Raw genomic sequence first — 17,991 nt, 5'->3', positions numbered from 1 at the left:
TCATCACTCTTGGTCGTGTCCGTCAAATGCGGCAAGGGGGCCGGAAGAGCCGCTGACCCACTTCGAAAACGCTCGTGAACGGCCGTTCAATGGGCTAGTTTCGCTCTGTGTATGATGCGCCGCTTTGGAGAAGCAGCGCGGTTTGGGTCGGTCGCCGACGTTTGGGCGAAAATCTCCGAACGACAAGAATCTGCCTCGCCCGACTTTCGACCGGCCCGACTAGTCAAAGGACAAGACGATGACCCATAACGGGAAAATCGTATTGCGCAGTGGGACCCATATTCCGCTGACATACGAGCTGACGCCGCCTGCCGCGGACGGGCTCTGCCATGGCAAGCTCCTGGGCGAGCTCGAGCAGATCGATCCCACCTTGTCGCCCGAACGGCTCAGGCTGGTCTGCGCCGACGGGCTGACCGTCGACCTGCTGATCACCCATTACAGCGCGCGTGGCGCAACTTTCGTCGGCACGATCAGCCATAACGGCAATCATGCTGAAGAGCTTGTCGAGCGTGCCGGCGTCGAATGCGCGCCGTAGCGCGCATGTTGCAACTCAGATAGCGGCTGCGAGCGCGAAGAAATCCGGCGGGCCCATCTGGCCGCCCTTGAGGATGATGTCGATGCCATCGAGGCCGATATCATCACTATGGGCACGGCAGAGCGGCGCGCCGGGCACCATCGGCGCGCGATAGGACAGGCCCCAGAGGTCGAGCGCCTTGATCGCCAGGCTCGACGTATCTCCGCCGCAGACGACGAGGCGCGCGAGCGAGGTTTCGCTGACGATCGCACGCAACAGCGCACCGGTTGCGAGCGCGACGCTTTCCGTCGCTCCCGCCGATTGAGCCGGTCGCTCCGTGACGAGCATGACATTGCGCTCGCTCAGGTGCTTGTGCGTCTCGGCCCTCAGCGCCTCGGCATAGGCGGGCTCGCCGCGCAGTTTTCCGACATCGATATCGATGCGCAGGAAGTCGGTCGCGGCCTCGACCTGCGCCCGCGTCACCGGCGACAGGCTGCCGACCAGGGCGAGGACCGGCCCGTCCGGACGCCCGCCTGCAGCAGAAACTGCATCACCGCCATGTTCCGACTTCGGCCAGCCCGTCGCGAGCGCCTGCGCGACGCTGCTCGGCCCGATCGCCAGCATCGGTCCGTTCGCGACATGTCGCCAGAGCGCCGCGCCGATCGCGGAAAGATCGGATTGCCGGGAGACGTCGAAGAGAACGGCGTCGGGCTGCGTGGCGAAATGCTCCGCGAGACGCGCGGCGGGCTCGGCCTGTTCGTAGGCGCGGTAGTCGACCAGCGTGATCCGCTCCAATCCCTGCGCGGCCAGATGCCTGCGCAGATCGGCCTCTGCCATCGGCGTGACCGGATGGATGCTCATCGTCGGGTGTCGATCGATGCGATGGACATCGCCGCCGGCTCCGGCCGAGGCGAAAAGATTGCCGAACAGGCAGTAGCGGCCGAGATTGGGCTGGCCGCCAACGATTGGCAGGAGCGGGTTCGGGAAAAACGGGCGCAGCGTGCGCGCCGCGGCGCCGAGGCTGCCGACATGCGGCGCGCTGTCGAAAGTCGAGCAGCACTTATAGTGCAGGATGTCGAGGCCTAGCCCGGCGAAGAAGCGGCCGGCCTCGGCAAGTTCAGTCGCCATCGCCACCGGCGCCATGGCACGGGTCGCGCCGGCAATGCCGATCGCGTCGAGTGAGCCGGCGGCCTTCAGTTGCGCTTGGCTCGGGATTCCCAGGAAAAGCAGCGCGCGGAAACCCCGTTCGGCGAGCGTCGCCAAAGTGTCGGTGGCGCCGGTGAAATCGTCGCCATACCAGCCATAGCGTGGCGTGGAACCCTGCATTGCCGGCTAGCTCGAGGGCTTGCCGAAAAAGTCGAGCGCCTGGCGCAGCTCAGGATGCTCTGCGGCGGCCTGTTCGAGCGCCGTGCCGGATGCGACCGCATTCCAGGCCTGGCGGATGCTGGCGACGCCGGCCGCCGGGCCGCCGGGATGGGCGAGAATGCCGCCGCCCGCCATGAACAGAAGATCGGCATGGCCGATCGCATCCCAGGTCGGCTGCGCGGTACCGGCCCATTGCCCGGAGGAGAAGGCCGGCATGACGCGATCATCGGCGCCATCGGTCAGCGGCGTGACGCAGTCCCGGGCGGAGGAGACGACCTCCTCGTCCTCCTGCGCGAATTTTCCCTGCAGGCCGTGGACATGCATGTGGTCGACGCCGGCGAGGCGCCAGAGGACCTGATACGCCTGGAATGAGATGCCGAGCAGCGGGTGGCGCGAGAAGGCGCCATAGCCGTTGCGATGGCCGTGCAGGGCGAGATCGGTCGAGCGGCGCAGGGTCTCGACGGCCGAGAAACCGCACCAGTTCAGGCTCGCCATCACGCAGGTACCGCCCTCGTGCGCGACGAGATCGGCATGGCGGCGCATCGCGTCGGTCTCATCGGTGATGTTGAAGGCGATCATCACCGCCTTGCCGGTCTTGTCCTGATGACGGCGCACGACATCCATCACGGCGGGAACCCGCTGCGCCAGCGGCGCATGCACCGGGTTGGCCGAGATCTCGTCATCCTTGATGAAATCGAGCCCGGCCTCGCAGAGCTTGGCCACGAGCGCGGCGGTCTCGGCGCTGCTCAAGCCGACATTCGGCTTGATGATCGAGCCGACGAGCGGGCCCTTGGCAGTGCCGGTCAGCTTGCGCGTGCCGGCGATACCCTGGCTCGGCAGCGGGAAACGCTTCCGGAACGACCAGGGCAGCGTGATCGTGTCGAGCCTCAGGCCCGTGACCTCGCCGAGATCGTAGAGATTGCCGGCGACGATCGAGGCCAGCGTCGGCAGATTCGCGCCGACATTGTCGACCGGGAAGGAAATCGCGACGCGCGCCCGGCGCCACGGGCCTTTGACGCCTTTGCGCGCCAGCCAGGCATTGGGCAGGCTCGGCTCGTCGACGGTCTCGAGCGCGGTCACTTCGGTGACGGTAGCGCGCGTGCGCTCGCGCAACTCGTCGGTCTCGCCGGCGACGCGGGTGAAGGTGCCGCTAGACTGTTCGCCCGCCATCACCTCCGCGACCTTTGCCGGATCGAGGGGAGTCTCGATGAGGTAGGTCGCTTCAAAACGCTCGCCGGTCATCTCAGAATTCCAGGGTTCGGCTCGCCGTCATTGCGAGGAGCCGCCGACGAAGCAATCCGGAGGAGTACGTGAGGCCCCTTGATCGTTTCGCGGAGCCTGCACTCGGGCTTGCCGAAGGCAAGACCCGGGTGCTCGCAATGACGGAAAGGCATCCGCTCAGAGCTTGCTCAGATCCGGGAACGGACGCACCGGGTCCTTGCCGTCCCAGGTCTCGGCCGCCTCGCGGATCAGGCGGAACATCTCGCCCTTGGGGCCGGCGACCTCGGACAGCTCGATCACCGTGCCCGGATGGTAATGCGTGTCGAAATAGACGAAGCGGCCGCGCTCGCCGACCTCGCCGCTCATCACCGATTTGAAGCCCTGCCTGGTCAGGCGCTCGAGATCGGCGTCGTAGTCCGAGGTCCAGTAGGCGACATGCTGCAGGCCGGTATGGCCGGCATCGGTGAAGTCCTTGTACATGGACGGCACGGCGTTGCGGCACTGGATCAGCTCGACCTGGAGCGGCCCGGAATTGGCCAGCGCCACCGAATTATGCGGCTCGTAGGCCTCGCCCTTGTAGCGATAGTTTTCGATCGGGACCTTCGGATTGTAGAAGAACGGCCCGACGCCGAGCACGCGGCTCCAGTAATCCATAGCCGCCTCGATATCGGGGACGACATATCCAGCCTGGCGAATCTCGCCGAAGAAGCGGCTCATGGCGAATGCTTTCTCGCTATGGGGGTAGAGGTCAGTTTCTGAGGAAGCCGATGGAGATCCACGGCACGAAGGCGACGACGACGAGGCCGATCAGCAGGGCGAGCATGTAGCCCCAGATGTATTTCAGGCCTTCGTCGGGATTGATCTTGCTGATCGCGCAGGCGCCGTAATAGCCGACGCCGAAGGGCGGGGCGAAGAGGCCGATGCCCATCGCGAAGACCACGACCATCGCGTAATGGACCTCGTGCACGCCGACCTGCTTGGCGATCGGGAAGAGCAGCGGGCCGAACAGCACGATCGCCGGAATGCCCTCGAGCACGCTGCCGAGGATGATGAAGGCGACGATGGAGATGCCGAGGAAGCCCCAGGTGCCACCGGGCACTGCGGCCATGATCCGGGCAAGGTCCTGCGAGAAGCCGGACTGTGTCAGGCCCCAGGCCATGGCGGTGGCGCAGCCGACGATGAAGATGATCGCGCCGGTCAGCGACGCCGTATCGATCAACATCTTCGGCAGCCGGCGCCAGTCGAACTGGCGGTAAAGCAGCAGCCCGGCGACGACCGAATAGGCGATGCCGATGGTCGAGACTTCGGTGGCGGTGGCAACGCCCTCGACCACGGCGGCACGAATGACGAAGGGCAGGGCGATGGCAGGCAGGGCGATCAGCGCGAGCTTGCCGATCTCGCGCTTGGAATGGCGCACGACCTGGCTCAGATCCTCACCGCGATAGCGCCACCAGACGACGAAGCAGAGCGCTGCGCCGAGCACGAGCGCCGGCAGCATGCCGCCGGTGAAGAGCGCCGCGATCGAGACGCCGGTGACCGAGCCGATGGTGATCAGGACGATCGAGGGCGGGATCGTCTCGGTCTGCGCGCCGGTGGCCGAGAGCAGGGCGACGAGGTCGCCCGGCTTGGCGCCGCGCTTTTGCATCTCCGGGAAGAGCACCGGCGCGATCGCGGCCATGTCGGCGATCTTCGAGCCGGAAATGCCTGAGACCAGGTACATCGCACCGACCAGCACATAGGAGAGGCCGCCGCGGACATGGCCGAGCATCGAGGCGAGGAACTGGATCATCGCCTTGGCCATGCCGGTCATCTCGATCAGCGCGCCCAGGAAGATGAAGAGCGGCACCGCCAGCAGGATCAGATGGCTCATGCCCTCGTCGAGCCGGCCGACCATCACCAGCATCGGCGTCGACGTCGTCAGCGAGAGATAGCCGAAGGTGGCGAGCGCGAAGGAGAAGGCGATCGGCACGCCGGAGAAGACGTTGAGCGCGACGACGCCGACGAAGAAGATCACGAGGTTGAGCTTGCCGAGCGGCTTCAGCACCGGGCCGGCGAGCCAGAACAGGCCGACGAGCAGGGCGGTGAGGCCGATCGCCAGCACGACCGGCCTGAGCGAGCCGAAGCGCAGGAGGCGAAAGCTGGCGGCGAGCAGCATCAGGCAGATGCCGATCGGGATCGCCGCCGCGCGCCAGGCATTGGTGATCTCGAGTGCCGGGGTGACGATGAACATCTCCTCCTCGGCATATTCGATGGCATGCGGGAGGATCATCAGGAGGAAGGCGATCGAGGCGGTGATCGCGACCGCCTCCAGCAGCATCCGCGTCTGCGGGCCGACGCGGCTGACGAGGCCGGTCATGCGCATATGCTCGCCGCGGCGGAGCGCGACGACAGCGCCGAGCATCGAGAGCCAGAGGAAGAGGATCGACGCGAGCTCGTCCGACCAGACCAGCGGGGCGTGGAAGACGTAGCGGGCGGTGACGCCCGCTCCGAGGATGATGATCTCGACCAGGACGAGCAGCGCCGCCACGACCTCGACAACGCCACCGATGGCGCGGTCGAAACGGTCCGCAAGACGGGCGATTCCTGTCGCAGGCAAGGCTGCCTGCGCTGGCATGGCTGCGGCATGGTCCATGGTGATGTCCTTCGGTCTACTGTCGTGCGCGGCCTTAAGCTCAGGCGAGCTTGCCGACCGCCCCTTCTAGCAGACCCCAGGCCTCGGCGCCGAAGCGCTCCTGCCATTCCTTGTAGAAGCCGGCATCGCGCAGCTTGGCGCGGAACGAGTCCGGGTTGGTCTTGTTGAAGGCGAGACCCTTCGATTGCAGGTCGGCCTGCACGGTCTCGTTCAGCGCCTTGATGTCGCCGCGCTGCTTCATGCCGGCATCGTTGATGGCGTCGGCGACGATCTTCTGCACGTCGGCCGGCAGCCCACGCCAGGCGCGGCCATTGGCGATGAACCAGAAGCCGTCCCAGATGTGGTTCGAGATCGCGCAGCTCTTCTGCACCTCGTAGAGCTTGGCGACCTGGATGATCGGCAGAGGGTTCTCCTGCGCATCGACCACCTTGGTCTGCAAGGCCGAGTAGACCTCGGAGAACTGCAGGCTGGCCGGGGCGGCGTCGAGCGCCTTGAACATCGAGATCGAGAGCGGCGAAACCGGCACGCGGATCTTCAGGCCAGCCATCTCCTTGGCGGATTCGATCGCCTTGCCGCTGGTGGTCATTTGGCGGAAGCCGTTGTCCCACATCTTCTCGAAGGCATAGAGGTTCACCTTCGAGATGGCGTCGCGGACATGGGCGCCGAGCTTGCCGTCCATCGCCTTCCAGACCTGGTCGTAATCGGCGAAGGCGAAGCCGACGGCGTTGATCGCGGCGACCGGGACGAGCGTGGCGATGACCAGCGCCGAGGGCGTGAAGAAGGTAATGCCGCCATTGCGGACCTGGCTCAGCATGTCCGTATCGCCGCCGAGCTGGTTGTTCGGGAAGATCTTGATCTCGACCTTGCCATTGGTCTCCTTCGCGACCCGCTCCGCCGCTTCCTGGGCGCGGATGTTGAGCGGGTGGCTGAGCGGCAGGTTATTGCCGTATTTCAGCTCGATCTCGGCGGCGCGCGCGACATGCGGCATTCCGATCAGCGGAATGGCAGAGGTCGTGGCAAGCGTGCGCAGCACCGTGCGGCGCGTCAAATTCGTCATGGTCTCCTCCCTGGATCGCCCGGCGATCTGATTGAAAGCGGTCTTCTTGCCTAAACGATAGGAACCATGGATGATGGACGTCAAACTCATTTCGTGATGGTTTTTGATGGATTTCGATGAAGTCTCGCAAGCGCCTGACGCTGCCGAGGAGTTGCCGCGGCGGCGCCAGATGGCGCGGGTGGAGGATGTCGCGCGGCTGGCGGGCGTCTCCACCGCGACCGTCGACCGGGTGCTGAACCAGCGACCGGGCGTCAGGGCGGTCACGGTCCAGCGCGTGCTGAAGGCGGCGGCCGAGCTCGGCTATGTGCTCGATCCCGGCCTGCCGGCGGGCGCGCTGAAGCCGCTGCGCCTCGCCTTCCTGCTGCCGGCCGGCAGCAATCGCTTCCTGTCGATGCTGGGCCGGCAGATCGCCGGCGCGCAGGACCAGCTCGCCTCGTTCAACATGCGGGCACGGGTGGACTATATCGAGAGCTTCAAGCCGGAATTGCTGGCCCAGCACCTGCGCAAGAGCGGGCGCGATGTCGACGGCGTCGCCTTCATGGCGCTGGAGCACCCGATGGTGCGTGAGGCGGTCGACTGGCTGGCCGAGCGCGGCGTGCCGGCCGTGACGCTGATCTCAGACGTCGCCAATACCAGGCGCGTCGCCTATGTCGGGCTCGACAACCGCTCGGCCGGACGCACGGCGGGTTACATCATCGCCCGTTTCATCGGATCGAAGCCGGCTAAGGTCGCGATGATCGCCGGGAGCCTGAGCTACCGCGCCCATGAGGAGCGCGAGATGGGCTTCCTGCACCTGTTCCAGGAGCTGTTCCCGGCGATCGAGGTGGTCGGCCTGCGCGAGGGCCATGACGAGGAGGCGCGGAACTATCGCCAGACCAAGATGCTCCTGGCACAGCATCCCGACCTCGCCGGCATCTACAATATCGGCGGCGGGCCGGAAGGCATCGCGCGGGCGCTGAAGGAGGCGGGGCGGCAGAACGAGGTCGTCTTCGTCGGCCATGGGCTGACAGCCGAGACGCGGGCGCTCTTGGTCGAGGGCGCGATGGACGCCGTGATCACCCAGAATCCGCAGGCGACGCTGATGGATTGCGTCTCGATCTTCGCCAATCTGCGAGCCGGGCGGCCGGCAGCGCAGGGCGTCGAACGGCCACGGACGGAGATCATCCTGCGGGAGAATTTGCCGTAAGCGGCTCCTTCTCCCCCGTCAAAGTCGGCTGCTGCCGAGTTTGGTACTCGGGATTGCCCATCTCGGGCAAGCCCGGGATGGGGGGAGAAGCAAGGACGGGTCAGAACAGGATATCGTCGAGCGCGTCCGCTGCGGCTGCGGCCGGCGCCGGTTCGTCCGCAATTCCGCAATTGCGCAGCACTGCGGCGTGGATCGTCCGCTCCGCCGCCATCGTATAGGTCGGCCAGACCTGCTCGCGCAGCGCATTCGCAAGGACGGCGCCATCGGCCTGCGCCAGCAGATTTCGCGGCACCGGCTGATCGAGCATGCCGGCGGCCCCGGCAATGACGTCGCCGGTCGCGGCGGCATTGGAGAACATAAGCCGGGCCTCGTGGATGATGCCGCCGAACTCGGCGCCGTCGCGCGCGAGCTGGCTGAGGGTCGTGCCGAGGCGGGCGCCGCTCTGGCGCATCTGCTCGAGCGAGCGCTTCATGGTTCCGGCGAGCGCCGTCAGCTCGGCCGAGCCACGGCCGTCACGCTGCTTCAGGCCGGAGGAGACCTGTTGCATGGCGCTGAAGGCCGGCGTCAGCTTGTCGGCATCGAGCGCGATCGCGTTGGCGGCGGTCTTGAGTTCCTGGGCGATGACGACGAGGCCGCGCCCTTCGGAGCCGAGCCGCGCGGCGCGCAGGCCGGCGTTCATGCCGATCAGGACGATGTCGCGCACGGTGTTCGAGAGGGCCGCGACAGTACGCTCGAACTGGTCGAGCAGGCCGGCGAGCGTGACCGTGACCTGGTCGACGACAGTGCGGGCCGCATCGCATTTGCGGATGAGATCGGCGGCCTTGGCCAGCTCGGCTTCCAGCTCTTCGAGGAAGGAGGCGGAGGATGCGTCCTCGCCGCCATAGAGCGAGCGGCCGAGATCGAGCATCGTCCCGGTATCATCGGCCAGGACCTGGAGCGTCGCGTCGATCGGTCCGATATCGGCCTTCAGGGTCGCGGCGGTCTCGCGCAGCTGCGCCGCCTGCAGCGCGCGCAGCACGGCGGCGAGCGCCGTCCGGTCGGCCTCGGAATGGAGGCTGCCAGGCGCCGTCAATCCGACGGTGAGCTTCAGCGCCGCCAGCGAATGCTCAAGCCGCTGCCTGATGCCGTCGCCGGATTGAAGGGCGATGATCGCGCCCCCGACCGCCGTCGCGATCTTGCGCGAATGGGCGGCGGCATCTCCGGTGAGCGCCGCGCTCCTGTGGCCGCGCTCGGCGAGATGGTCGAGCGAGTGCTCGAGCTTGCCGGAGAGGTTCAGCAACGCGCCGCCATACTGGCTTTCGAAGGCGCGCTGGCGGATCAGCGCGGAGTCGAGCTGCTCGGCGAGATGGCCATGGTCGCGGGCGCAATTCTCGACGGTGCGCTTGGCCTGGTCGGTCAGCGCCACGATCTCATTGGTGAAATCGCCGAAGTCGCGCTGGTTGGACTGGACCGAGACAGCCTCGATCCGAGCGCTGCGAGCGAGGATCGCGATCAGCCGCATATGCTCCAGCAGGCGTTCGAGCGCCTGCGAGGCGTCGCTGCTGTGGGTGGCGATATCCTGCAAGGTGCGGGTCTCGTGCGGCAGGCCCTCGCTGAGCGCACGCAGGTCGGTCGCGAGGCCAAGCAGCGCTGCGCGGGCCGCCTCCATGTCGCTGCCGGCCAACTCGCCCGAGAGCGCGGTCAGGCTCTGGTTGAGCGTGTCGAAGATGGAAAGGCCGCGGCCGAGACGGTCACCGACACCGGCGAAGGTCTGGTCGATCTGGCGGGCGCTGTCGGACAGGGAATCCGTGAGCCGGTTCAGCATGTCGTTGGAGGTGCTCATGGTCCGATCCTTACGCGCTTCTGGCCGGCTCGGCGTGATGGGCCCAGGCCATGATCTCCTGCGGCACACGCCCGAGCGAGACGATCTTCTCGGCCGCCCCGCGCTCGATCGCTTCCTTGGGCATGCCGAAGACGACGCTGCTGTCCTCGTCCTGCGCCAGGGTGCGGGCGCCGGCCTTGCGCATCTCGAGCAGGCCGCGGGCGCCATCGTCGCCCATGCCGGTCATGATGATGCCGAGCGCATTGGCGCCGGCATATTGCGCGGCGGAGCGAAAGAGCACGTCGACCGAGGGGCGATGGCGCGAGACCGGCGGGCCGTCCTTGATCGCGACATGGTAGCGGGTGCCGGTCCGCTGCAGCAGCATATGGCGGTTGCCGGGCGCGATCAGCACGCGACCGCTGACGACATCGTCGCCATCGGCGGCCTCCTTGATCTCGAGCGCACAGATGCGGTCGAGCCGGCTTGCGAAGGCGGCGGTGAATTTTTCCGGCATGTGCTGGACGATGACGATGCCGGGGCTGTGCACCGGCAATACTTCGAGGACTTCTCGCAGGGTCTCGGTGCCGCCGGTGGAGATGCCGATGCAGACGATGCGCTCGGTCGTCGGCCTGACGCGGGTCGTGACCGGCGGCGGCATGATCACGTCGGCCGTCAGCTTCTTCTCGACCGGCACGCGCGGCTCGCGTTTGCGCAGGCGGGCGCTCGCCGCCGCCTTGACGCATTGGCGCAGGCGATCGGCGGATTCCATGAGGGCGTTGCGGGTGTCGACGCGCGGCTTCGGAACGATGTCGAAGGCACCGGCCTCCAGCGCATCGAACAGGGCGCGCGAGCCGGCCTCGGTCAGCGTCGAGCAGATGACGACAGGGATGGGCCGCTGCGCCATGATCTTGCGCAGGAAGGTCAACCCGTCCATGCCGGGCATCTCGATATCGAGGATCATGACGTCGGGCAGCTCGACCTGGAGCTTGCGCGCGGCCGAGTAGGCGTCGGAGGCGGCGCCCATGACCTCGATATCGGGGTCGTCGTTGAGGATCGCGGTCAGGACCTGGCGGACGGAGGCCGAGTCGTCGACGATCAGGACGCGGAGGGGGCGCTTGGTCATGCGGCGGACCTCGCCAGCTTGGCCGGGTCGGCCTGGAAAATGGTCGGCAGCACCTGCCGGAGGCCCGGAATGCCGCTGCCGGCCATCGACTCGGAATGGCCGAGCAGCAGGTAGCCGCCCGGGCGCAGATGCGAGATGAGGCGCGAGATCACCTGCTGCTGCGTCGGCTTGTCGAAATAGATCAGCACGTTCCGGCAGAAGATCACGTCGACGTCGCGGTCGAACGGATATTGCTCGTCCATCAGGTTGAGCCGCGCGAACTGGGTGGTACGGCGCAGCTCCGGCGCGATGCGGGCGACATCGCGCGCCGGGTCACGGGCGAACATGACATAGCGGTGCTTCATGCCGGCCGGCACCGGGTCGACCACGGCGCGCGGATAGATCGCGGTGCGGGCCTCCTGCAGCGCCTCGGTCGAGATGTCGGTGCCGAGGATCGAGAAGCGCATCGGCGCGCCGGCAGCGACCAGGTCCTGCAGCACCATGGCGAGCGTGTAGACCTCGGGCCCGGTCGAGCAGGCGGCGCTCCAGATCTTCAGCGGCGCCGGGCTGCGGCGATGGGCGGCAAGCAGCGAGGGCACGGCGACATTGCGCAGGAAGTCGAAATGGCTGGGCTCGCGGAAGAAGTCGGTCTTGTTGGTGGTGACGCAGTCGATCAGATGGATCAGCTCGTCCTGGAGATGGTCGCGCTCGAAGAGATGGGCGGCATAATCGTTGAGATCACGCAGGCCGAGCGCGCGGACGCGCTTGCGCAGGCGGCCCTCGACCATGGTGCGCTTGGTCAGCGGCAGGCGGATGCCGACGCGGCCCTCGATGACTTCGGCGATGGACTTGAAATGGCGGTCACTGAGGTGGCCGAGCGGGTCGGACATTCGCTTGATCCGGTTCGTCAGGCGGCGTTGGCCGCAAGCAAGGGCTCGTCGGAGGCCATCAGGCGCTCGAGATCGAAGATGACGATGAAGGCTTCGCCCTTGCGGCCGATGCCGGCGATGTAGTTCGACTGCCAGCGGCCTCCGACATCGGGAGCCGGCTCGGTCGTGTCGTCGTCGAGCCCGGTGACCTCGAAGACCCGGTCGGCGACGAAGCCGACGCCCTGGGTGCGGCCGTTCATTGGCACGTCGAGGATGATGATGCGGGTCGCCTCGGTCGGCTGGATGCGGGGCAGACCGAGCTTGGTGCGCAGGTCGACGATCGGATAGCCGGCGCCGCGGACATCGATCATGCCGAGCAGGAAGGCAGGCGCATGCGGCAGATGCGCGACCGGGCGCATGTCGAGGATCTCGCGGACATGGCGGATATCGATGCCGAAGAGCTCGCGATCGATCCCGAGCGTCAAGTACTGGGCGGTGTCGGCCATGGCGGCCTCCGTTCGGTGCGGAGAGGGCAGTCCGGCAAGAGGGCCCAGCCCCGCCATTGAGGCGAGGCTGGGGATGGTTTGATCAGGCGCGACGGAAATCGGCGTCGTGCTGGTCCTCACCCTCGTCGAGGTCGAAGGCGAAGCCGCCATTGGCGACCTTGGCCGGACGCGAGGGCTTCAGGATCGCGGCGCGCTTGGGCTGGCTGGCGGCGGCCATGGTGCTCGCCTTGGCGCGCAGCTGCTTGACGGCGCCGTCGATCGGAGCCTGGCGCAGGTTCTGGTTCGAGGCCGTATCGAGCTTGAAGAAGGCGATCGTGGCCTGGAGCTGCTCGGCCTGGGTGGCGAGCTCCTCGGAGGTCGCCGAGACCTGTTCGGAGGCGGCGGCGTTCTGCTGGGTCACCTTGTCGAGCTGCTGGATCGCCTGGTTGATCTGCGAGGAGCCGACATCCTGCTCGCGGCAGGCGGCGGTGATCTCCTCGACCAGCTCGGCGGTCTTCTTGATGTCGGGCACCAGCTTGCCGAGCATGGCGCCGGCTTCCTGCGCGACCTTGACCGTATCGACCGAGAGGGTGCCGATCTCGGCCGCCGCCGCCTGGCTGCGCTCGGCGAGCTTGCGCACCTCGGAGGCGACGACCGCGAAGCCCTTGCCGTGCTCGCCGGCGCGAGCCGCCTCGACCGCCGCGTTGAGGGCGAGCAGGTCGGTCTGGCGGGCGATCTCCTGGACGATGTTGATCTTGGCGGCGATGGTCTGCATGGCCTCGACGGCGCGGCCGACGGCGACGCCGCTGGCCTCGGCATCCTTGGCCGACTGGGACGCGATCTTCTCGGTCTGGCTGGCGTTCTCGGCGTTCTGCTTCACGTTGGCCGCCATCTCCTCCATCGAGGAGGAGGCTTCCTCGGTCGAAGCGGCCTGCTCGGTCGAGCCCTGCGAGAGCTGCTCGGCGCTGGCCGAGAGCTCCTGGCTGCCGGCCGAGACGTTCTGGGCGGCGCTCGTCGCCTGGGCGACGATGGTGCGCAGCTTCTCGAGCATGTTCTCCAGCGCGATGCCGAGCCGGTCCTTGTCGGAGAGGCGCTTGGCGTCGATGGTGAGGTCGCCATTGGCGATCGCGTCGGCGACGGCAGCGGTGGCGTTGAGATTGGTCGTCATCGCGGTCAGCGCCCCGACGAGATCGCCGATCTCGTCCTTGCTCTTGACCTCGATGGTCTTGCTGAGATCGCCGATCGCGACGGCGTTGGCGAGGCCAACGGCGCTGGAGATGCCGCGGCTGATGTTGAGCGCGATCCAGGTGGCGGCGGCGATGGCGATCAGCAGCGAGCCGAGCACGATGGCGATCAGCATGGTCTTGGCCATGGCCGCGTCCTCGGCGGCATCGCGGCTCATCTTCATCATCTGCTCGTCGGCGAGCTTGGAATAGGCCTCGTAGGCGTCGATCGTCGTCTGGGCGGCGGCGCGCACCTCGGTCGAGGAAAGATCGGCGGCCTTGATACTGCCGGCCTCGGCGGCGATGCGGGCGACGCGCTGGATCGAGTCGAGGCCCTTGTCGTAGGCGGCGACCATGGCGGCGGTGGAGATGCCGAATTCGCCCAGCCTGGCCGAGGTCTTAGCCAGCGAGGCGCGGAAGGTGTTGATCTGCGTGTCGACGGTCTTCTGGATGCTGTCGACCTCGGCGACCGTCGTCGCGCCGATCAGCAGGGCGACGGAGCGGGTGAGGCGCAGCCAGTCGAGCCGGGCGTCGCCGAATTCCATGCCGGCGCGCAGCAGCTCGGCCGAGGCGGAGGGCTTGGTGATCTCGGCGGTGACGCCGGCGGTCGCGGCCGTGACGGCCTGGATCAGCGGCTGAGTCTCGCTGTTCCAGAGATGGGCGGCGCGGGCGCTGGAGTTCAGGCGGGCATTGGCGAAGACCTTGTCCTGCGCCGCCAGGAACTGCTTGTTATGGGCGGATGCCTTTTCGAGCAGGGCCTTGCCGTCGGCGCTGGCCAGCGAGTGCAGCTCGCCATAGAGCTTCTCGGTCTCGCCGCGGACGCGCAGCGCATCGCCGATGAAGCGCTCGATCTCGGCCTGCTCGGTGGCGATGATCGCGTTCTTCTCGGCGCGGATCTCGACGACGACATTGCGGACGAGGTCGGAGGCGGAGTTCACGCGCTTCGACTGCTCGATGATGCGCGTCTGCGTCTGTGTCATCTCCGACAGGCTGGAATAGGCGAGGCCGCCGGCGGCCATGGACAAGGCAATGATGACGCCGAATGCGCCAGCAAGCTTGGCTTTGATCGTAAGTCTCATACTAGCCCCCAAACACAACGCGGGATCTGCGGCAAGCCGAATGGCGGCCGCATCAATTCAGGATCTGTTCCATGTTCGGAACAATGACGAATTCGTCGTTCCACTTGGTGATGAAGTGGATGAACTCTGGCTTCCAGTGCATGCCCAGGCGTGGAGTCTGCTGGATCTTGGCTCTGGAGATCTCGGTGACTTCGTAGACCTTGTCGGCGATGATCCCGACCGTGACCGGGTCGCCGTCGATCGCGATATCGATGACGACGATGCGGGTATCGGCCGTGTCGTCGCGATGCGGCATGCCGAAGCGCACGCGCATGTCGGCAAGCGGCACGACATTGCCGCGCACATTGATCAGCGAAGGCAGGAAGGCGCGTGCGCCGGCGACCCGCGTGGTCGGCACGGGATCGATGATCTCGCGCACGAGCCCGGCCTCGAGCGCAAAGATCTCGCTGCCGAGCCCGACCATCACGACCTGCAGGGCGCCGTCGTCGGGTATCGCGTTGGTCTGAACGGCGTCCATCAGGCGGCCTCCTTCTCGCTCTCGGCCTTGGCCTGGCCGAGCGTGACGAGCTGGGCGACGTCGAGGATCAGCGCTGCCGAGCCATCGCCGAGGATGGTCGCGCCGGAGAACATGGTGACGTCCGCATGCAGCTTCGACAGCGACTTGATCACCGTCTGGTGGCTGCCGATGATCTGGTCGACGACGAGGCCGACGCGGGTATCGCCCTTCGAGGTGATGATGATCTTCTGGTGCTGGTCGGGCTCGCCCTGGGCGTCGAAGAGGTCACGCAGCCGCAGGAAGGGCACGAGGTCGCCGCGCACGCTCAGGAAGTTGCGGCCGCGGGCGCGCGCATCGTCCGCTGCGGTGAGCTCGACGCATTCCTCCACGGCCGAAAGCGGGATGATGTAGCGGCCGTCGCCGACGCGGGTGAGAAGGCCCTCGATGATGGCGAGCGTCAGCGGCAGGCGCAGCGTCACCGTGGTGCCCTGGCCCGGCCTGGTCGAAAGCTCGATCGAGCCGCGCAGCGACTCGATGGTGCGCTTGACCACGTCCATGCCGACGCCGCGGCCCGACAGGGTCGAGATCGTCTTCGCGGTCGAGAAGCCCGGGTGGAACAGGAACTGGTAGATGTCCTGGTCGCTCATCGCCGCGCCGGGCTGGAGCAGGCCCTGCTCTTCGGCCTTGGCGCGGATGCGGGCGGCGTCGAGGCCGGCGCCATCGTCGGTGACGGTGACCAGCACCTGCGCGCCGACATAACGGGCGGCAAGCTCGATGCGGCCGGTCGCCTCCTTCGGCGTGTCGGCGCGCTGCTCGGGATGCTCGATGCCGTGGTCGATGGCGTTGCGGATGAGATGCACCAGCGGATCGGCGAGGCGCTCGATCATGGTCTTGTCGAGCTCGGTATCCTCGCCCGCCGTGACGAACTCGACCGGCTTGGCGAGGTCGCGCGAGAGATCGTGGACGAGGCGGCGGAAACGGCCGAAGAGCGTGCCCATCGGGACCATGCGCACGCCCATGGTCGAGTCGCGCAGGCCCGAGGCGAGGCGCTCGATCTCCTCGGCGATGGCCTTGATCGCGACATCCGTACCGGAATGGGCGAGCTGGGATAGCCGCGCCTGGGCGATGACGAGCTCGCCGACCCGGTCCATCAGCTCGTCCAGACGCTCGGCCTGGACACGCACAGTCGAGGTCTTCTCCTCGCTACGGCGGCTGAGTTCGATCTTTTCGGCGACGGGTTCGGGAGCGGGGGCCGGCCGTGAAGGCGTGGCGGCAAGCAAGGGGGCTGGGATGGCGATCTCTGCCTGAGGCGCATCTTGCTGCCCGCTCTCGGCGGAAGCAGCCGCGATCGGCGTGATCGTCAGCTTCATCTCGTCGCGGACGAACATGAAGACGTCCTCGATCGCGTCGATCGTGCAATCGCTGGCCAGGGTCACGTCCCAGCTGACAAGGCAGGTCTCGGGGTCGAGCGCGTCGAGCTCCGGGACGTTGTCGAGATTGCCGATGATCTCGCAGGGGCCGAGCGCGCGCAGGTCGTCGAGCAGCGCCAGCGGGTTGGTGCCGTTGCGCAGGATGTCGGGCTCGAAGGCGATGCCGATGCGCCAGCCGGCCTGGCGCGTGGAGGCGGCCGGGAGCGGCGCATCGCCGCCCGCCACGCCCGGCGCTTCCGGGACGCTGACGAAGCGTCTGAGATCGTCGAGGATCGCATCGCCGATGATGGCGTCGGTGCTGTCCGGGTCTTCGATCAGGGCGCGGATATAGTCCTTGGCCGCGAGCGCGACCGAGACGATGTCGCGGTTGGCCTCGATCTCGCCCTTGCGGATCAGGTCGAAGGCGGTCTCGAAATCATGGGTGAAGGCGGCGACCTGCTCGAAGCCGAACATGGCGCCCGAGCCCTTGATCGTGTGCAGGGCGCGGAAGGCGGTGTCGATCAGCTCGCGATCCTGCGGCGTCTGGCTCAGATCGAGCAGCGCGACTTCGAGGCTGTCGAGCAGCTCGGCCGCCTCCTGGCGAAAGGTCTCGGCGGGATCGAGTTCCATCAGGCGCGCACCAGCTTGGCGACGACGGCAAGAAGCTGCTCGGGCTTGAACGGCTTGGTGATCCAGCCGGTGGCGCCGGCAGCCTTGGCCTGCTGCTTCACGCCATCGTCGGATTCGGTGGTGAGGAAGACGATGGGAACGCCGACGAAGCTCGGCAGGGCGCGCATCGCCTTGATCATCTCCATGCCGTTCATCACGGGCATGTTGAGATCGGTGATGACCAGGTCGAATTTCTGGGTCTTGGCGACCGCGAGCCCGGCCGAGCCGTCGGCGGCCTCGACGACATGATGGCCCTCGGGCGCCAGCACCAGCTTGATCATCTGGCGAATACTGGGCGAGTCGTCGACAGTCAGCACATTGGCCATGGCTGCTCCTTCAAGCTGGCATGGTCTAGGGATTGATGGAGGAGAGCTGCAGTCCGGCCCGCGCCAGCGCGTCATTCAGCGGCTGGGAGATCGCAGTGATCTGCAGATGTTTCTGCCGGGCGTGCGCAGTCTTCCGGGCCGAGGCCAGAAGTTGCAGGCAGGTGATGTCGACCTGCTGGACCTGCGAGGCATCGATCGTGATGTCGGGATTGCCGGAGAAGGCACTGCGCAGGGCGTCATACTGAGCGCGGCTGGCGCTGATCCGACAATCTACTGGCAGAATGATCGAATTTCTTTCATTCATCTGCGGTCGCCATAGCTCTTAACAAGCGGTAAAAGGTGATTTAATTAGTTCTTACTTTCGCTTAATACGATATAAATCTTAATAGAACGCTACGGGTTGATTCAGATTGGGACATCTTGCGGTTGCGTCATCTCGCCGCAATTCGCGCGGAATCGCTGTGGCCGCAGCGCCTGGCGCAGGCTCGCGGGCGGGAATGGAATCGGGGAGCGCGCGGGTACCATGCCGTGCAGCATCGCCAGCGGAGGTTGAGCGG

At 66.8% G+C, this 17,991-nt stretch carries 16 protein-coding genes; 2 read left to right on the top strand and 14 right to left on the bottom strand.

Annotation, left to right across the window (positions count from 1 at the left end; genetic code table 11):
* Positions 1 to 238: 238 nt before the first annotated feature.
* The gene (locus EV560_RS12605) at positions 239 to 535 is read left to right on the top strand and encodes a hypothetical protein (RefSeq protein WP_131856076.1); all 297 of its coding nucleotides are present in this window, start codon (positions 239 to 241) and stop codon (positions 533 to 535) included.
* A gap of 15 nt (positions 536 to 550) precedes the next feature.
* Here EV560_RS12605 and EV560_RS12600 read toward each other — a convergent pair whose 3' ends face one another.
* From EV560_RS12600 to EV560_RS12580, 5 genes are all read right to left on the bottom strand, one after another.
* A complete protein-coding gene (locus tag EV560_RS12600; protein ID WP_131856075.1) occupies positions 551 to 1,840 on the bottom strand; it encodes a four-carbon acid sugar kinase family protein in 1,290 nt (429 codons plus the stop codon).
* 6 nt (positions 1,841 to 1,846) lie between these two features.
* A complete protein-coding gene (locus tag EV560_RS12595; RefSeq protein WP_131856074.1) occupies positions 1,847 to 3,121 on the bottom strand; it encodes a ribulose-bisphosphate carboxylase large subunit family protein in 1,275 nt (424 codons plus the stop codon).
* A gap of 156 nt (positions 3,122 to 3,277) precedes the next feature.
* Positions 3,278 to 3,817 (bottom strand): VOC family protein, encoded by a 540-nt coding sequence (locus EV560_RS12590; protein ID WP_131856073.1) that lies wholly within the window; start codon positions 3,815 to 3,817, stop codon positions 3,278 to 3,280.
* Positions 3,818 to 3,848: 31 nt separating this feature from the next.
* Positions 3,849 to 5,732, bottom strand: coding sequence for a TRAP transporter large permease (locus EV560_RS12585; protein WP_131856072.1), 1,884 nt, complete (start codon positions 5,730 to 5,732; stop codon positions 3,849 to 3,851).
* Between the two features lie 40 nt (positions 5,733 to 5,772).
* Positions 5,773 to 6,789, bottom strand: coding sequence for a TRAP transporter substrate-binding protein (locus EV560_RS12580; RefSeq protein ID WP_131856071.1), 1,017 nt, complete (start codon positions 6,787 to 6,789; stop codon positions 5,773 to 5,775).
* Between the two features lie 106 nt (positions 6,790 to 6,895).
* Here EV560_RS12580 and EV560_RS12575 point away from each other — a divergent pair, with 106 nt between their 5' ends.
* A complete protein-coding gene (locus EV560_RS12575) occupies positions 6,896 to 7,975 on the top strand; it encodes a LacI family DNA-binding transcriptional regulator (protein WP_131856070.1) in 1,080 nt (359 codons plus the stop codon).
* 100 nt (positions 7,976 to 8,075) lie between these two features.
* On the opposite strand, the gene EV560_RS12570 is transcribed toward EV560_RS12575, so the two are convergent.
* The 9 genes from EV560_RS12570 to EV560_RS12530 form a co-directional block, all read right to left on the bottom strand.
* Complete coding sequence (locus tag EV560_RS12570) at positions 8,076 to 9,797, bottom strand: hypothetical protein (protein ID WP_131856069.1); 1,722 nt, start codon at positions 9,795 to 9,797, stop codon at positions 8,076 to 8,078.
* Positions 9,798 to 9,807: 10 nt separating this feature from the next.
* Positions 9,808 to 10,899, bottom strand: coding sequence for a protein-glutamate methylesterase/protein-glutamine glutaminase (locus EV560_RS12565; protein WP_131856068.1), 1,092 nt, complete (start codon positions 10,897 to 10,899; stop codon positions 9,808 to 9,810).
* Entirely contained in the window at positions 10,896 to 11,768 is an 873-nt protein-coding gene (locus EV560_RS12560; RefSeq protein WP_131856067.1) for a CheR family methyltransferase, read from the bottom strand. Before EV560_RS12560 ends, EV560_RS12565 begins: the two co-directional genes overlap by 4 nt.
* Before the next feature lie 17 nt (positions 11,769 to 11,785).
* The gene (locus tag EV560_RS12555) at positions 11,786 to 12,253 is read right to left on the bottom strand and encodes a chemotaxis protein CheW (RefSeq protein WP_131856066.1); all 468 of its coding nucleotides are present in this window, start codon (positions 12,251 to 12,253) and stop codon (positions 11,786 to 11,788) included.
* An 82-nt stretch (positions 12,254 to 12,335) separates the two neighbouring features.
* A complete protein-coding gene (locus tag EV560_RS12550; protein ID WP_131856065.1) occupies positions 12,336 to 14,534 on the bottom strand; it encodes a HAMP domain-containing methyl-accepting chemotaxis protein in 2,199 nt (732 codons plus the stop codon).
* Positions 14,535 to 14,586: 52 nt separating this feature from the next.
* Entirely contained in the window at positions 14,587 to 15,051 is a 465-nt protein-coding gene (locus tag EV560_RS12545) for a chemotaxis protein CheW (RefSeq protein WP_131856064.1), read from the bottom strand.
* A complete protein-coding gene (locus EV560_RS12540) occupies positions 15,051 to 17,072 on the bottom strand; it encodes a chemotaxis protein CheA (protein WP_131856063.1) in 2,022 nt (673 codons plus the stop codon). The genes EV560_RS12545 and EV560_RS12540 overlap by 1 nt, the downstream gene beginning before the upstream one ends.
* On the bottom strand, positions 17,069 to 17,434 hold the full coding sequence (locus tag EV560_RS12535) for a response regulator (protein WP_131856062.1): 366 nt from the start codon (positions 17,432 to 17,434) through the stop codon (positions 17,069 to 17,071). Before EV560_RS12535 ends, EV560_RS12540 begins: the two co-directional genes overlap by 4 nt.
* 25 nt (positions 17,435 to 17,459) lie before the next feature.
* Positions 17,460 to 17,738 (bottom strand): STAS domain-containing protein, encoded by a 279-nt coding sequence (locus EV560_RS12530; RefSeq protein WP_131856061.1) that lies wholly within the window; start codon positions 17,736 to 17,738, stop codon positions 17,460 to 17,462.
* Between the last annotated feature and the right edge of the window lie 253 nt (positions 17,739 to 17,991).

This window comes from Allobosea sp. BK604 (genome assembly GCF_004341515.1).
GTDB lineage: Bacteria > Pseudomonadota > Alphaproteobacteria > Rhizobiales > Beijerinckiaceae > Allobosea.
The sequence above is the reverse complement of the archived record's forward strand: the minus strand, read 5'-3'. Positions and strand labels throughout refer to the sequence as shown.

Bases quoted from the DNA above. Each gene is read 5' to 3' on its own strand.
- EV560_RS12600 (WP_131856075.1), bottom strand. From the start codon at position 1,840: ATGCAGGGTTCCACGCCACGCTATGGCTGGTATGGCGACGATTTCACC.
- EV560_RS12605 (WP_131856076.1), top strand. From the start codon at position 239: ATGACCCATAACGGGAAAATCGTATTGCGCAGTGGGACCCATATTCCG.
- EV560_RS12590 (WP_131856073.1), bottom strand. From the start codon at position 3,817: ATGAGCCGCTTCTTCGGCGAGATTCGCCAGGCTGGATATGTCGTCCCC.
- EV560_RS12530 (WP_131856061.1), bottom strand. From the start codon at position 17,738: ATGAATGAAAGAAATTCGATCATTCTGCCAGTAGATTGTCGGATCAGC.
- EV560_RS12550 (WP_131856065.1), bottom strand. From the start codon at position 14,534: ATGAGACTTACGATCAAAGCCAAGCTTGCTGGCGCATTCGGCGTCATC.
- EV560_RS12565 (WP_131856068.1), bottom strand. From the start codon at position 10,899: ATGACCAAGCGCCCCCTCCGCGTCCTGATCGTCGACGACTCGGCCTCC.
- EV560_RS12595 (WP_131856074.1), bottom strand. From the start codon at position 3,121: ATGACCGGCGAGCGTTTTGAAGCGACCTACCTCATCGAGACTCCCCTC.
- EV560_RS12580 (WP_131856071.1), bottom strand. From the start codon at position 6,789: ATGACGAATTTGACGCGCCGCACGGTGCTGCGCACGCTTGCCACGACC.
- EV560_RS12585 (WP_131856072.1), bottom strand. From the start codon at position 5,732: ATGGACCATGCCGCAGCCATGCCAGCGCAGGCAGCCTTGCCTGCGACA.
- EV560_RS12575 (WP_131856070.1), top strand. From the start codon at position 6,896: ATGGATTTCGATGAAGTCTCGCAAGCGCCTGACGCTGCCGAGGAGTTG.
- EV560_RS12560 (WP_131856067.1), bottom strand. From the start codon at position 11,768: ATGTCCGACCCGCTCGGCCACCTCAGTGACCGCCATTTCAAGTCCATC.
- EV560_RS12555 (WP_131856066.1), bottom strand. From the start codon at position 12,253: ATGGCCGACACCGCCCAGTACTTGACGCTCGGGATCGATCGCGAGCTC.
- EV560_RS12570 (WP_131856069.1), bottom strand. From the start codon at position 9,797: ATGAGCACCTCCAACGACATGCTGAACCGGCTCACGGATTCCCTGTCC.
- EV560_RS12535 (WP_131856062.1), bottom strand. From the start codon at position 17,434: ATGGCCAATGTGCTGACTGTCGACGACTCGCCCAGTATTCGCCAGATG.
- EV560_RS12545 (WP_131856064.1), bottom strand. From the start codon at position 15,051: ATGGACGCCGTTCAGACCAACGCGATACCCGACGACGGCGCCCTGCAG.